This window comes from Pulveribacter suum (genome assembly GCF_003013695.1).
Classification (GTDB): Bacteria; Pseudomonadota; Gammaproteobacteria; order Burkholderiales; family Burkholderiaceae_C; genus Melaminivora; species Melaminivora suum.
This window is the reverse complement of sequence record NZ_CP027792.1, coordinates 2,329,045-2,342,919: the sequence shown is the minus strand read 5'-3', so window position 1 is coordinate 2,342,919 and position 13,875 is coordinate 2,329,045. Positions and strand designations below refer to the sequence as shown.

The window sequence follows — 13,875 nt, the reverse complement described above, 5'->3', positions numbered from 1 at the left end:
CAAGCCAAAACAGCCCCAAAGCCTTACTGGTCAAGCGCTGGAAGCTATTAAAACAGGAGTGCCAGGAACATCGGCGCCGCACGCCGGTCGCACCCTGGGCAGGCCACGCCGTGTGGCCGCGGTCCATCGACAAGGAGTTTTCATGCCCCAACGCGCCCGTTCCGGCCCACCGCAGGCCCCGCCCCCGCCTTCGGGCGCCGCACGGCTGATGGCCGCGCTGCTCGTGCTGGCCGCCCTGGCCGGCGCCGTCTGGTGGCTGTGGCTGCGCCCGGCCGAGGTGCCCGCGCCGGCGCCGCAGGCCGGTGCCCCCGCGCCCGCGGCGGCGCCTGCTGAACCGGTCGCTTCCGCGCCCGCCGAGCCGGCGCTGCACCACCCGGTCGATGCGCTGGGCGAGGCCGACACCCAGTTGCCGCCGCTGGCGCAGTCCGATGCCGCCGTGCGCCAGGCGCTTGAAGGGCTGCTCGGCGCGCAGCAGGCGGCCGCCTGGCTGCAGCTGGACGGCTTCGTGCATCGGGCCGTGGCCACAGTGGACAACCTGGCGCGCCCGCAGGCCAGCGCCCGGCTGTGGCCGGTGCAGCCGGCGCCCGGGCGCTTTGCGGTGGATGGGCCGGCCGACGCGCAGACGCAGACCATCGCCGCCGACAACGCCGGCCGCTACCGCGCCTTCGTCGCCCTGGCAGAGAGCGTGCCGCTGGACGCCGCCGTCACGCTCTACGCCCGGCTGTATCCACTGCTGCAGTCCGCCTATGAGGAACTGGGCTACCCCGGCCGCTACTTCAACGACCGGCTGGTGGCGGTGCTGGACCACCTGCTGGCCACGCCCGAGGCGGCGCAGCCGCTGGCCGTGCAGCTGACCCGGGTGGAGGGCGAGGTGGCCTCCACCCGCCCCTGGGTGCGCTATGAATTTGCCGACCCGAAGCTGCAGGCGCTGAGCAGCGGCCAGAAGATGCTGCTGCGCATGGGCCCGGACAACGCGCGGCGGCTGAAGGCGGTGATGACCGCCTTGCGCGCCCGGGTGGCCACGGGCGTGCGCTAGGCCTGCGGCGGCTCGAAGAACGCCTGCAACACCGGCACCAGGGCAGGAAATTCCTGCCCGAAGCGCTCGCGGTGCACGAACCAGGCCTCGCAGGCCACGGCAAAGAACTCGGCCGGCGCCGTGGCGCCATAGGCGTCCAGCCAGGGCAGGGCGCCGCCAAAGCGCTCGGCGATGATGATCTGCTCGCGAAAGTGCGCGTACGCCGGCTGCCAGGCGGCGCGCCAGGCCTCGCGCGCGGCGCGGTTGCTGGCTGCGCCCATGAAGCCGGGCGGCAGGGGCGGGCAGCCGTCGGCCTCGCCGCCCTGCATGTCGATCTTGTGCACGAATTCGTGGATGACCACGCTGGTGGCCAGGCCGCCGTCCTGCGCGGCGGGCCGGCCGGCGGCGTCCACGGCTGGCCAGCTCAGCATGACCGGGCCGCCCTGCATGGCTTCGCCCAGCAGCACTTCGTCGTACTGGTGCACCACGCCAGCCTCGTCGGTGGCCTGGCGCCGGGCCACGGCCTCGGCCGGGTGCACCACGATGCCCACGAAGTCGTCGTACCAGGCCAGCGCCCGGTGCGGCTCGCCCCAGTGCAGCAGCGGCAGGCAGGCCTGGGCGGCGATGGCGACGGCCATGGCGTCGGTCACCACCAGGCCATGGGCGCCGGTGAACTGCTTGCGCTGCAAAAACAGCGCGCTGAGCGCGCGCAGCTTGCCCTGGTCGTGCAGCGGCAGCCGGGCCATGAAGGGGTGGCGCCGCAGGGTCTGCAGCCACAGCTGCGCCGGGATGTCGGGCACGGGTGCGACGGTGCGGCGCACCGCCTGCGCCAGCCGCCGCAGCCAGCGGGGCGCGGCCATGGCCCCGTCAGCCGGCGAGCGGCAGGCGCTCGCTGCCGCTCGCGCTCAGGCGCAGCACGCCGGCCCGCGGCGGCGTGGCCGCGGGCTCCCAGTCGGTCAGCACATGGCGTGTGCCGGCGGGGCCCAGGGCGTGGTCGGCGGGCAGGTGGGTGTGGCCGTGGATCAGCGCGTCGGCGCCCGCGGCCTGCAGCCAGGCCAGGGCGGCGGCGGGGTCCACGTCGGCATAGACGGCGGTGCCCGCGTCCTTGCGCGCCTGACTGTCGGCGCGGGCGCTGCGGCCGGTGGCGCGGCGCTCAGGCAACGGGCGCGCCAGCAGCTGGGCCTGCCAGGCCGGGTCGCGCGAGAGGGCGCGAAAGCGCTGGTAGTGCACGTCGTCCAGGCACAGCGCGTCGCCGTGCGTCAGCAGCCAGCGGCGCCCCGCAAGGCTGAGCACCGTGGGGTCGGCCAGCAGGGTGATGCCGGTGTGGCGGGCAAACGCCGGCCCCACCAGAAAGTCGCGGTTGCCGTGCATGAAGTACAGCGGCCGGCGCTGCGCCGCTTCGCGCAGCACCGCGCAGGCCTGCGCCTCGAAGCTGCCGGGCTCGTCGATGGCGTCGTCGCCCACCCAGACCTCGAACAGGTCGCCCAGGATGAGCACCGCGTCGGCCGGCGTGGCCTGCAGGTGGCGCTGCAGCAGCGCCAGGGTCTGTGGCAGCTCGGCCTCCAGGTGCAGGTCGGCCAGGCAGTCCACCGCGCGCCAGCCGGGCGGCGCGGCCAGCTCGGTGGCTGTGGGCGCGGCGGGGGGTGTCACGTCAGGCGGGCAGGTCAGCCCTGGACGGCAACGGCTTTGTCGATCACCACGGAATCGAACGGCACGTCGTCGTGGAAGCCCTTGCGCGTGGTGCGCACCTTCCTGATGGCGTCCACCACGTCCTGACCCTTGGTCACGCGGCCGAACACGGCGTAGCCCCAGCCCTGGGGCGAGGGCGAGGTGTGGTTCAGGAAGCTGTTGTCCACCGCGTTGATGAAGAACTGGGCAGTGGCGCTGTGCGGATCGCCCGTGCGCGCCATGGCGACGGTGTACTGATCGTTCTTCAGGCCGTTGGCGGCTTCGTTCTCGATGGGGGCGCCGGTGGGTTTTTGCTTCATGTCGGGCGTGAAGCCGCCGCCCTGGATCATGAAGCCCTTGATCACGCGGTGGAACACCGTGCCGTCGTAGAAGCCCTGGTTCACGTAGTCCATGAAGTTCTGCGTGGACTTCGGCGCGTTCTGGGCGTCCAGCTCCAGCGTGATGACGCCGCTGGAGACGGTATCGCCCTCGGTGATGGTGACGTGCAGCTCGACTTCGGGGTTGGGAGTGTTGCTCATTGGGGTGTCCTTTCAGGGTTGCTGTGTCTTGTCTTTTACTTGCCGCCGACCAGGGTGGCCGACTCGATGACGACTGGGGTGGTCGGCACGTTCTGGTGGCCGCCGCGGCTGCCGGTGGGCACGGCCTTGATCTTGTCCACCACCGCCTGGCCCTCGATCACCTTGCCGAACACGGCATAGCCGTGGCCGTCGGGCTTGGGCGCGTTGAGCATGTCGTTGTTGACCACGTTGATGAAGAACTGCGACGTGGCGGAATCAGGGTTGGACGTGCGCGCCATGGCAATCGTGTATTTGTCGTTCTTCAGGCCGTTGCCGGCCTCCAGCTTGATGGGCGCGCGGGTGGGCTTTTGCTGCATGTCGGGCGTGAAGCCGCCGCCCTGGACCATGAAGCCATCCATCACGCGGTGAAACACCGTGCCGTTGTAGTGCCCGTCTTTCACGTACTGCACGAAGTTGGCCACCGTGGCCGGGGCGCGGGCCGGATCCAGCTGCACCACGATGTCGCCCAGGGAGGTGGCCAGCTTGACCTGCGGGTCGGCCGGCTGTGCGCTTGCTACCGTAGTGATAGCTGCCAGCGCAATGCTGGCAAGGGATAGGGCCGTTTTTCGTCTGGAAATCATGAAACGCTCCTTGGGGTCGCGGAAACAAGGGGGAGGGAACAGGCAGGCCGCCGTGGCGGCGCCCGATAAAAAAGGCTCAGCGGCCGGGCGCGGGCGCCAGCAGGTCGCGCAGCAAGGCCAGGCGCGGCGCCACCGACCGGGCCATCTGGGGCGACAGCTCGCCAGCGCGCGTGTAGGCACGACGGGCCAGGCGCGCGTGGATGTCGCCCAGGTTCTCGTACGCCACGGCGTAGTCGGGGCGGGCGCGCACGGCCATCTCCAGCGCCTCGCGCGCCTTGTCCAGCTCATCCCGGGCGGCGTAGAGCACGGCCAGGTTGTTGTAGGGCTCGGGCAGCTCGGGGTAGGTCTCGGTCAAGTCCACCAGGGCGGCGATGGCCTCATCCTGGCGGCCCAGGTCGGTCAGCGCCACGGCCCGCAGAAAGCGCAGCTGCGGGTCGCGCGGGGTGGCGGCCAGCCGGGCATCCAGCTGCGGCAGCGCCTGCGCGGGCTTGCCGGCCTTCAGCAGCTGCTGCACGTCGTTGTAGGTGGTGGGGGCGGCCTGCTGGGCCTGCGCACCGCCAGCCAAAAGCAGGGCTGCCAGGGCCAGCCGGCACAGGGATCGGGAGGCAGGGCGGCGGGCAGGCGTCATGCGGGCAAAGCGGCTGGTGAAAGAGGAAAACCCGCGCGCCGAGGCGAGGGCGGGGCGGGCCGAGAGCGTGCTATGCCCTTTTACGTGTCCGCGAAAGTAGGGGAAAGGCTCGGAGACAAGGCGCAAAGTGCGCGCGGTATCGATACCGCAAGCGCTTTGCAACGCAGTGGCCGGGCCTTTCCCCTGCTTTCCCGAAGGGTTGGGCCTTTGCGGCAGCGCTTGCGGCGTTGCGTTGCTTGACAAGGCGGCCAGCCTTGACTGCGCAACGCGCCTTGCAAGCGCTGCCGCAAAGGCCCAACGCGGACACGTAAAAGGGCATAACACGCTCTATACTGCCGCCGATTGTAGCGAAGGGGCCACAGGCCGTGGCGAGCGGCCACACCGGCCGGCCCCGCGGACCGCCCGACGCCGGGCCTCGCCCGCCCCCACTTCCCCCTTCCATTTCCTCACATCTGCATGAGCTTGCGTATCTACAACACGCTGTCGCGTGCGCTCGTGGACTTTGCCCCCCTGCAACCTGGCCACGTGCGCATGTACGTCTGCGGCATGACGGTCTATGACCTGTGCCACCTGGGCCATGCGCGCTCCATGATCGCCTTTGACGTGGTGCAGCGCTGGCTGCGCGCCAGCGGCTATGCCGTGACCTATGTGCGCAACATCACCGACATCGACGACAAGATCATCCGCCGCGCCGTCGAAAACGGCGAGACCGTCCGCGGCCTCACCGACCGCATGATCGACGCGCTGCACCAGGACGCCGATGCCTTGGGCGTGGAGCGCCCCACGCACGAGCCGCGCGCCACCGAATACGTGCCGCAGATGCTGTCGATGATCGGGCAACTGCAAAACAAGGGCCTGGCCTACCAGGCCAGCGGCGGCGACGTGAACTTTGCCGTGCGCAAGTTTGCGGGCTACGGCCGGCTGTCGGGCAAGACGCTGGACGAGCTGCATGCCGGCGAGCGCGTGGCCGTGGCCGAGGGCAAGCACGACCCGCTGGACTTCGTGCTGTGGAAGAGCGCCAAGGCGGGCGAGCCCGAGGAGGTCAAGTGGACCAGCCCCTGGGGGCCGGGCCGCCCGGGCTGGCACATCGAGTGCTCGGCCATGGGCTGCGAGCTGCTGGGCGAGAGCTTTGACATCCACGGCGGCGGCGCCGACCTGGCCTTTCCGCACCACGAAAACGAGATCGCCCAGAGCGAGGGCGCCACGGGGCAGCCGTTCGCCCAGGTGTGGATGCACAACGGCTTTATCAACGTGGACAACGAGAAGATGTCCAAGAGCCTGGGCAACTTCTTCACCATCCGCGACGTGCTGCAGCAATACGACGCGGAAACGGTGCGCTTTTTCGTCGTGCGCAGCCACTACCGCAGCCCGCTGGCCTACAGCGACGTGCACCTGGACGACGCCCGCGCTTCGCTGCGCCGGCTGTACACGGCGCTGAGCCTGGTGGCACCGGCGCCGGTGCAGATCGACTGGAGCGAGCCGCACGCCGCGCGCTTCAGGGCGGCCATGGACGAGGACTTCGGCACGCCCGAGGCGGTGGCCGTGCTGTTCGACCTGGCCGGCGAGGTCAACCGTTCCAAGTCGCCGCAGGCGGCCGGGCTGCTGAAAGCCCTGGGCGGGCAGCTGGGGCTGCTGCAGGGCGACCCGCAGGCCTTCTTGCAGGCCGGCGCCGGGCTGGATGAGGCCGCCATCCAGGAGCGCATCGCCGCGCGCGCCGCGGCCAAGGCGGCCAAGGACTTCGCCGGGGCCGACCGCATCCGCGCCGAGCTGCTGGCGCAGGGCATCGCGCTCAAGGACTCGGCCGCCGGCACCACCTGGGAGGCGGCGTAGCCCATGCACCGCTATAAGCAAAATCAGCCGCCAGCGCAGATGGGATAAGCGGTGGCAGCTACAAAAAAGATAGTAACGGCCGCCGCGGAAGACCCCCCCACCACGCGCCCCTCCTATTGGGACGAAGCCTGCCGCCACCTGGTCAAGAAGGACCGGGTGATGCGCCGCCTGATCGCCCAGGTGGGCGACGTGTCGCTGAGCCCGCGCGGCGATGCCTTCGCCACGCTGGCGCGTTCCATCGTCGGCCAGCAGGTGTCGGTGGCCTCGGCCCAGCGGGTGTGGGAGCGTTTTGCCGCGCTGCCCGGTGCCATGGCGCCGCGCAGCCTGCTCAAGCTGAAAGTGGACGACATGCGCGCCGCCGGCCTGTCGGCACGCAAGGTGGACTACCTGGTGGACCTGGCGCTGCACTTCGACAGCGGCCGGCTGCACGTGCAGCAGTGGGATGGCATGGACGACGCGGCCATCGCCGCCGAGCTGGTGGCGATTCGCGGCATCAGCCGCTGGACGGCCGACATGTTCCTGATCTTCCACCTGGCGCGGCCCAACGTGCTGCCGCTGGACGACGCGACGCTGATCGGCGGCATCAGCCAGCATTATTTTTCCGGCGACCCGGTCAGCCGTAGCGACGCGCGCGAGGTCGCCCAGGCCTGGCAGCCCTGGTGCAGCGTGGCCAGTTGGTATATTTGGCGGTCTCTCGCCCCCCTGCCTGTGGACTGCTGAAGTCCGCGCCGTTCACGACAACCGCATCGACACTCAAGCGCCGCAGGGCGCGGCCGTATCCGGGCCTGGACCCGAGGAGAATCACGTTGGCGAAAAAAACCTTCCTGGACTTCGAGCAACCCATCGCAGAGCTCGAAGGCAAAATCGACGAGCTGCGCTATGTGCAAAGCGAAAGCGCGGTGGACATCTCCGAAGAGATCGAGCAGCTCAGCAAGAAGAGCCACCAGCTCACCAAGGACATTTACAGCGACCTGTCGCCCTGGCAGATCACGAAGATCGCCCGCCACCCCGAGCGTCCATACACCATGGACTACGTGCGCGAGATCTTCACGGACTTCATCGAGCTGCACGGCGACCGGCACTTCGCCGATGACCAGTCCATCGTCGGCGGCCTGGCGCGCTTCAACGGCAACCCTTGCATGGTCGTGGGCCACCAAAAGGGCCGCGGCACCAAGGAGCGCGCCGCGCGCAATTTCGGCATGACCCGCCCCGAGGGCTACCGCAAGGCGCTGCGCCTGATGAAGACGGCCGAGAAGTTCAAGCTGCCGGTCTTCACCTTCGTGGACACGCCCGGCGCCTTTCCCGGCATCGACGCCGAGGAGCGTGGCCAGTCCGAGGCCATCGGCCGCAACATCTTCGAGATGGCGCAGCTGGAAGTGCCCATCATCACCACCATCATTGGCGAGGGCGGCTCCGGCGGCGCGCTGGCCATTGCAGTGGCCGACCAGGTCATCATGCTGCAGTACTCGGTGTATTCGGTCATCAGCCCCGAGGGCTGCGCCTCCATTTTGTGGAAGACCAGCGACCGCGCGCAGGATGCAGCCGAGGCCATGGGCATCACGGCGCACCGCCTGAAGGCCCTGGGTCTGGTGGACAAGATCGTCAGCGAGCCGGTGGGCGGCGCGCACCGCGATGCCAAGCAGATGGCGGCGCTGCTCAAGCGCGCCCTGGGCGACGCCTGGCGCCAGCTGGCCGACCTCAAAGCCAAGGAGCTGCTGGATCGCCGCTATGAGCGGCTGCAAAGCTACGGCCGCTTTGCCGATACCAAGGCCGACAGCCGCTGATCCACGGCCTGCCCGCGTGCCCCGGTAAAGAAGCGCGCTGCAGGCTGACAATTGTTGGTTTTCCCACCCCGGCCGGGCTCCGCCGGGGCGGTAGCATTCGCATGCGATTTCATCCGCTCCGGGGATCCATGCAGTTACTGAAGACACTCAAGGGCCAGGTGCTGCTGATTGCAGCCCTGTGCCTGGCCGCCGGCTTGGCCGCACTCACGGCAGCCACCTATTTCTCCTCGCGCGCCGAGGCCCAGGATGCGCTGGCGGCCCAGTCCCGGGCGCTGGCGCGCAGCCATGCCGACGGGCTGCGCGACTGGGTGCGCTCCAAGGCCGCCATCGTCGCGGTGGCCGGCACGGCCAGCGCCAACCCCGAGCCCGAGGCCATCCTGGCCCGCCTGAAGACCGCCGGCGGCTACCTCACGGCGTATTTCGGCTACGCCGACAAGCGCACCGCGTTCTCCAGCCCGCAGAGCCTGCCCGCCGACTACGACCCCACCAGCCGTCCCTGGTACCAGCAGGCAGCGGCCTCGCAGTCCTACATCCTGACCCGCCCCTATGAAGATGCGGGCGGCCATGGCCTCGTGCTGACCATCGCCCAGGCCGTGCGTGCCGGCACGCAGGTGCAGGCCGTGGCGGCGGGCGACATCTCCATCGACACGGTGGTGAAGAACGTCGCGACCATCAAGCCCACGCCCTCCAGCTACGCCTTTTTGCTTGCCGGCGATGGCGCCCTCATTGCCCACCCCGACGCCCAGCTGGCGCTGCAGCCGTCCACCGCGCTGGCCCCCGAGCTGACGGCGGCTGCGCTGCAGCAGATAGCCCAGCGCGGCCAGCTGCAGCCCGTGCGGCTGCAGGGCCGGCCCATGCTGCTGACAGTGGTGCCGGTGGAGGGCACCGACTGGCTGCTGGCCGTGGCCGCCGACGAGCACGAGGCGCAGCAGGGCATCCGCACGCTGCTGCGCACCTCGCTGCTGGCCGGGCTGGCGGTGCTGGTGCTGGCGCTGCTGGCGCTGGCGGCCATCCTGTCATGGCGCCTGCGCCGCCTGACGCTGGTGCGCGACGCCATGCACGAGATCGGCGAGGGCGACGGCGACCTGTCGCGGCGCATCGACGCGCAGGGCGAGGACGAGCTGGCGCAGATCGCGCGCAGCTTCAACACCTTTGCCGCCAAGCTGGCCGGCGTGCTGGCGCAGATCCGCGACGCCAGCCAGTCCGTGCGCCTGGCTTCCGAGGAAATCGCCGTGGGCAACCAGGACCTGTCCAGCCGAACCGAGCTTGCCGCGTCCAGCCTGCAGCAGACGGCCGCCTCGATGCAGCAGCTCACCGAGACCGTGCGCCACACGGCCGATGCGGCGCGCCAGGCCGACCAGCTGGTGGCCCAGGCCTCGGGCGTGGCGCAGCACGGCGGGCGCGTGGTGGGCGACGTGGTCAGCACCATGGAGCAGATCGACACCGCCTCGCGCAAGATCAGCGACATCATTGGCGTCATCGACTCCATTGCCTTTCAGACCAACATCCTGGCGCTGAACGCGGCCGTGGAGGCCGCCCGCGCAGGCGAGCAAGGGCGGGGTTTCGCCGTGGTGGCCGGCGAGGTGCGCCAGCTGGCCAGCCGTTCGGCCGAAGCCGCACGCGAGATCAAGGCGCTGATCGGCTCGTCGGTGCAGCAGGTGCAGACCGGCTCGCGCCTGGTGGCCGACGCCGGCACCACCATGTCCGACATCGTCCAGTCGGTGCAGCGCGTCACCGACATCATGGGCGAGATCACGTCGGCGGCCACCGAGCAGAGCACCAGCATCGCCGAGGTCGGCCAGGCCGTGTCGCAGCTGGACCAGATGACGCAGCAAAACGCCGCCCTGGTCGAGCAAAGCGCCGCCGCGGCCGCCAGCCTGAAGGACCAGTCCGCCCGCCTGTCGGAAGTGGTGGGCAGCTTTCGCCTGCAGGGCGACGGCGCGGCGCAGCCAGCGCGCCCGGGCCGGCCCCCCGCACCCGCGGCCCTGACCATGCGCGATGACCCAGGCCTTTGATGCGGCGCTGGCGGCCTTCGCCCCGCGCCTGCCGCTTGCCGTGGCCCTGAGCGGCGGGGCCGACTCCACTGCGCTGCTGCTGGCCTGCGCCCAGCGCTGGCCCGGCCAGGTCGCTGCGCTGCACGTACACCACGGCCTGCAAGCGGCGGCCGACGACTTCGTGCGGCACTGCCGGCAGTTGTGCGCGGCCGTGTCGGTGCCGCTGGCGGTGCGCCACGTGGATGCGCGGGCCGCGCCCGGCCAGAGTCCCGAGGACGCTGCGCGCCAGGCTCGTTACGAGGCTTTGGAGGCTCTAGCCCTTGCCAGTCAAGTGCCGGCAGCTATACAAAGCATAGCGCTTGCGCAGCACGCAGACGACCAGGCCGAGACGATCTTGCTGGCCCTGTCGCGCGGCGCCGGCGTGGCCGGCCTGGCCGCCATGCCCGGGCAGTGGGAGCGCGGCGGCCTGCGCTGGCACCGGCCGCTGCTGCGGGTGGCCGGAGCCGACGTGCGCCAGTGGCTGCGCGCGCGCGGGCAGGGCTGGGTGGAAGACCCCACCAACGGCGACGAGCGCTACACCCGCAACCGCATCCGCGCGCGCCTGCTGCCGGCGCTGCAGCAGGCCTTCCCGCACTTTCGCGACACCTTTGCGCGCAGCGCCGCCCACTCCGCCCAGGCCGCCGCCCTGCTGCTGGAGGTGGCCCAGGCCGACCTGGACGCCGTGGGCCTGCCGCCACGCATCGACGCGCTGCAGCGCCTGAGCCACGCGCGCCAGGCCAACGTGCTGCGCCACTGGCTCAAGCGCTGCCACGCCACCACGCCCAGCACCGCCCAGCTGGCCGAGCTGCAGTCGCAGATTGCCGCCTGCACCACGCGCGGGCACCGCATCCGCATCCGCGTGGGTGCGGTGCTGGTGGTGCGCGAAAGTGCAGTGCCCGGTTGCTACAATCTCGCGGTTTTGGACCTCCCTTCCTGAAGCGGGGCGCCGGCGCGCCAAAACAGCCCCTACCGCGCCACGAACAAGCAGGCGCCTCGTGTCACAGCACGACTTTCCATGGCACTGATCGTTCATAAATACGGCGGCACGTCGATGGGCTCCACCGAGCGCATCCGCAACGTCGCCAAGCGCGTGGCCAAGTGGGCGCGCGCCGGCCACCAGATGGTGGTGGTGCCCAGCGCCATGAGCGGCGAGACCAACCGCCTGCTGGGCCTGGCCAAGGAGCTGGCCCCTTCGCAGGCCAGCAATGCCTATCACCGCGAACTCGACCAGCTGGCCGCCACCGGCGAGCAGGCCTCGTCGGCCTTGCTGGCCATTGCGCTGCAGTCCGAAGGCATGCCTTCGGTGAGCTTCACGGGCTGGCAGGTGCCGGTACGCACCAACAGCAGCTACACCAAGGCACGCATCGAATCCATCGACGACCAGCGCGTGCGCGGCGAACTGGACGCCGGCCGGGTGGTCATCGTCACGGGCTTTCAGGGCATCGACGAGAGCGGCAACATCACCACCCTGGGCCGCGGCGGCTCCGACACCTCGGCCGTGGCCATCGCCGCCGCCATGGGCGCAGCCGAGTGCCTGATCTATACCGACGTGGACGGCGTCTATACCACCGACCCGCGCGTGGTGCCCGAGGCGCGCCGCCTGGGCACCTTGAGCTTCGAAGAGATGCTGGAGATGGCCAGCCTGGGCAGCAAGGTGCTGCAGATTCGCTCGGTGGAGTTCGCCGGCAAGTACAAGGTGCCGCTGCGTGTGCTCTCCAGCTTCACGCCGTGGGACATCGACATCAACGAGGAAGCCAAGTCCGGCACCCTGATCACCTTCGAGGAAGACGAACAAATGGAAAAAGCCGTAGTTTCGGGCATCGCGTTCACGCGCGACGAGGCCAAGATCTCCGTGCTGGGCGTACCCGACACGCCCGGCATCGCCCACCAGATCCTGGGTACCGTGGCCGACGCCAACATCGACGTGGACGTGATCATCCAGAACGTCGGCAAGGAAGGTAAGACCGACTTCAGCTTCACGGTCAACCGCGGCGACTACCAGCGCACCATCGAGCTGCTCAAGACCCAGGTCGTGCCCAAGATGGGCGCCGAGGAAGTGGTGGGCGACGACAAGATCGCCAAGGTCAGCATCGTGGGCATCGGCATGCGCAGCCACGCCGGCGTGGCCAGCAAGATGTTCCGCGCACTGTCCGAGGAGGGCATCAACATCAAGATGATTTCCACCTCCGAGATCAAGACCTCGGTGGTGATCGACGACAAGTACGTGGAGCTTGCCGTGCGCGCCCTGCACAAGGCCTTCGACCTGGACCAGGGCGCAGCCTGAGTTTCGCCGTGTGCCCCTGAAAATGGGGCATAATCGCCGGATTGGAGACGTGACCGAGTGGCCGAAGGTGCTCCCCTGCTAAGGGAGTATGGGGTGTAGAGCCTCATCAAGGGTTCGAATCCCTTCGTCTCCGCCAGAGCAAAGCCTGAATGAATCTTTCATTCAGGCTTTTTTTTTTGCCTGTCCCATTCGCGCGTCCAGGCGCCTAGCGCGAAAGCCGGCGGACTTTGTCCAGTTCCGCTTTGCGGCGTTGCGACAGCAGGCGGGCCGCCAGCTGCAGGCCCGCGATGGCGACGAGCTCATAGACCACGCGCATCGCCGCAGCGCGGCCTTGGCTGCCCACTGCTTCCTCGGGTGTCAGCGGGGGCGCAACGGATGCACCACGCTGCTGCACCGCTGCAGCCAGGCCTGCGGGCAGCGCGGCGGGCTCGGTGCCCTCGTGCCCTGCGGCCTCTTGCGGCATGCCCGCGTCGGCTGTGGCTTGCGTGGCTGCGCTGGCCCGCGCTGCGACGTTCGAGCCGTGCTCGTCGGCATAGACCTTGGTGAACTCGGCGCCCAGCAAGAAGATTTGCGCTGCGTAATAGACCCACGCCAGCAGTACGACCAGAGAGCCGGCGGCCTGAAAGGATTCGGTAATGCCGCTCTTGCCGATGTACAGGCCAATGAGCACCTTGCCCACCTCGAACAGCACGGCAGTGACCACCGCGCCAGTGCGCACGTCGCGCCATGCCACCGGCGTGGAGGGCATCAGCTTGAAGATCATGGCGAACAGCACGGTGGTGAAGCCCAGCGAGATCACCAAGTTGCTCGCGTGCAGCAGCATTTCGGAGGCGGGCAGCAGGCTGCCCACCCAGCTGCCCAGCGCCGTGGTGGCGGCGCCCACCGCCAGCGACACCATCAGCATGAAGGCCAGGCCCAGGATCAGCCCGAACGACAGCAGTCGGGCGCGCAGCACGGCCCACAGGCCCTGGGGCTTTTCGCGCTCGGGTACATGCCAGATGCGGTCCAGCGCGCTTTGCAGCTCGGCAAAGACAGTGGTGGCACCTACCAGCAGCACGATCACGCTGATGGTGCCCGCCACCAGGCCGCGGTCGGTGTCGCTGGCGCTGACTACCAGGCCCTGCACCAGACCGGCGCCGTCGCGGCCGATGAGGCCCGTCAGCTGCCCGGTGATCTGCCCCATCACGGCGTCGCGCCCGAACAGCGCTCCGGCGATGGCGATCACGATGACCAGCAGCGGCGCCAGCGAGAAAACCGTGTAGTAGGAGATGGCAGCGCCCATGCTGGGAGCGAAGTCGTCCACCCAGGCGCTGATGGCCTTTTTGCCCAGTTTGAAGATGCGTTGGAAGTTCATGTCGTTTCGTAAGGGCGTGCCCGGCGGGCTCCAGCATGACGATGGGCCGGGCCTGCCTGTCCGGCCGTAAGGCGGCGGGCTGAGGCCGCGTAGGAGGGCGCAGGCTTTGCGCGGCAAGGC

Annotated in this window: 13 protein-coding genes and 1 tRNA gene; 8 read left to right on the top strand and 6 right to left on the bottom strand. The window is 69.6% G+C overall.

Annotation, left to right across the window (positions count from 1 at the left end):
- The first annotated feature begins 142 nt into the window (after positions 1-142).
- The gene (locus C7H73_RS10745; protein WP_106846643.1) at positions 143-1,036 is read left to right on the top strand and encodes a DUF3014 domain-containing protein; all 894 of its coding nucleotides are present in this window, start codon (positions 143-145) and stop codon (positions 1,034-1,036) included.
- On the opposite strand, the gene C7H73_RS10740 is transcribed toward C7H73_RS10745, so the two are convergent.
- The 5 genes from C7H73_RS10740 to C7H73_RS10720 all read right to left on the bottom strand — a co-directional run bounded on the left by C7H73_RS10740 (position 1,033) and on the right by C7H73_RS10720 (position 4,470).
- On the bottom strand, positions 1,033-1,875 hold the full coding sequence (locus C7H73_RS10740) for a M90 family metallopeptidase (protein WP_106846642.1): 843 nt from the start codon (positions 1,873-1,875) through the stop codon (positions 1,033-1,035). The two genes, C7H73_RS10745 and C7H73_RS10740, sit on opposite strands and share 4 nt — an antisense overlap.
- 7 nt (positions 1,876-1,882) lie before the next feature.
- Positions 1,883-2,665 (bottom strand): UDP-2,3-diacylglucosamine diphosphatase, encoded by a 783-nt coding sequence (locus tag C7H73_RS10735; protein WP_106846641.1) that lies wholly within the window; start codon positions 2,663-2,665, stop codon positions 1,883-1,885.
- A 14-nt stretch (positions 2,666-2,679) separates the two neighbouring features.
- Positions 2,680-3,222, bottom strand: a complete 543-nt coding sequence (locus tag C7H73_RS10730; protein ID WP_106846640.1) for a peptidylprolyl isomerase — start codon at positions 3,220-3,222, stop codon at positions 2,680-2,682.
- Positions 3,223-3,257: 35 nt separating this feature from the next.
- On the bottom strand, positions 3,258-3,842 hold the full coding sequence (locus tag C7H73_RS10725) for a peptidylprolyl isomerase (RefSeq protein ID WP_106846639.1): 585 nt from the start codon (positions 3,840-3,842) through the stop codon (positions 3,258-3,260).
- Between the two features lie 76 nt (positions 3,843-3,918).
- Complete coding sequence (locus tag C7H73_RS10720; RefSeq protein WP_106846638.1) at positions 3,919-4,470, bottom strand: tetratricopeptide repeat protein; 552 nt, start codon at positions 4,468-4,470, stop codon at positions 3,919-3,921.
- Between the two features lie 456 nt (positions 4,471-4,926).
- On the opposite strand from C7H73_RS10720, the gene cysS reads away from it, so the two are divergent.
- The 7 genes from cysS (at position 4,927) to C7H73_RS10685 (ending at position 12,537) form a co-directional block, all read left to right on the top strand.
- Positions 4,927-6,300 carry a cysteine--tRNA ligase gene (gene cysS / locus C7H73_RS10715; protein WP_106846637.1) on the top strand — a complete coding sequence of 458 codons (1,374 nt, stop codon included), beginning with the start codon at positions 4,927-4,929 and terminating at the stop codon, positions 6,298-6,300.
- Between the two features lie 51 nt (positions 6,301-6,351).
- Positions 6,352-7,020 carry a DNA-3-methyladenine glycosylase family protein gene (locus C7H73_RS10710; RefSeq protein ID WP_227001322.1) on the top strand — a complete coding sequence of 223 codons (669 nt, stop codon included), beginning with the start codon at positions 6,352-6,354 and terminating at the stop codon, positions 7,018-7,020.
- 86 nt (positions 7,021-7,106) lie between these two features.
- Complete coding sequence (locus C7H73_RS10705; RefSeq protein ID WP_106846635.1) at positions 7,107-8,084, top strand: acetyl-CoA carboxylase carboxyltransferase subunit alpha; 978 nt, start codon at positions 7,107-7,109, stop codon at positions 8,082-8,084.
- A 128-nt stretch (positions 8,085-8,212) separates the two neighbouring features.
- Positions 8,213-10,099, top strand: coding sequence for a methyl-accepting chemotaxis protein (locus tag C7H73_RS10700; protein WP_106846634.1), 1,887 nt, complete (start codon positions 8,213-8,215; stop codon positions 10,097-10,099).
- The gene (gene tilS, locus C7H73_RS10695; RefSeq protein WP_106846633.1) at positions 10,083-11,054 is read left to right on the top strand and encodes a tRNA lysidine(34) synthetase TilS; all 972 of its coding nucleotides are present in this window, start codon (positions 10,083-10,085) and stop codon (positions 11,052-11,054) included. The genes C7H73_RS10700 and tilS overlap by 17 nt, the downstream gene beginning before the upstream one ends.
- Before the next feature lie 78 nt (positions 11,055-11,132).
- On the top strand, positions 11,133-12,401 hold the full coding sequence (locus C7H73_RS10690) for an aspartate kinase (RefSeq protein ID WP_106846632.1): 1,269 nt from the start codon (positions 11,133-11,135) through the stop codon (positions 12,399-12,401).
- Between the two features lie 43 nt (positions 12,402-12,444).
- Positions 12,445-12,537: transfer RNA gene (locus tag C7H73_RS10685), tRNA-Ser, on the top strand.
- A gap of 69 nt (positions 12,538-12,606) precedes the next feature.
- Here the strand turns inward: C7H73_RS10685 and C7H73_RS10680 are convergent.
- Positions 12,607-13,755, bottom strand: a complete 1,149-nt coding sequence (locus C7H73_RS10680) for a YihY/virulence factor BrkB family protein (RefSeq protein WP_106846631.1) — start codon at positions 13,753-13,755, stop codon at positions 12,607-12,609.
- Positions 13,756-13,875: the final 120 nt, after the last annotated feature.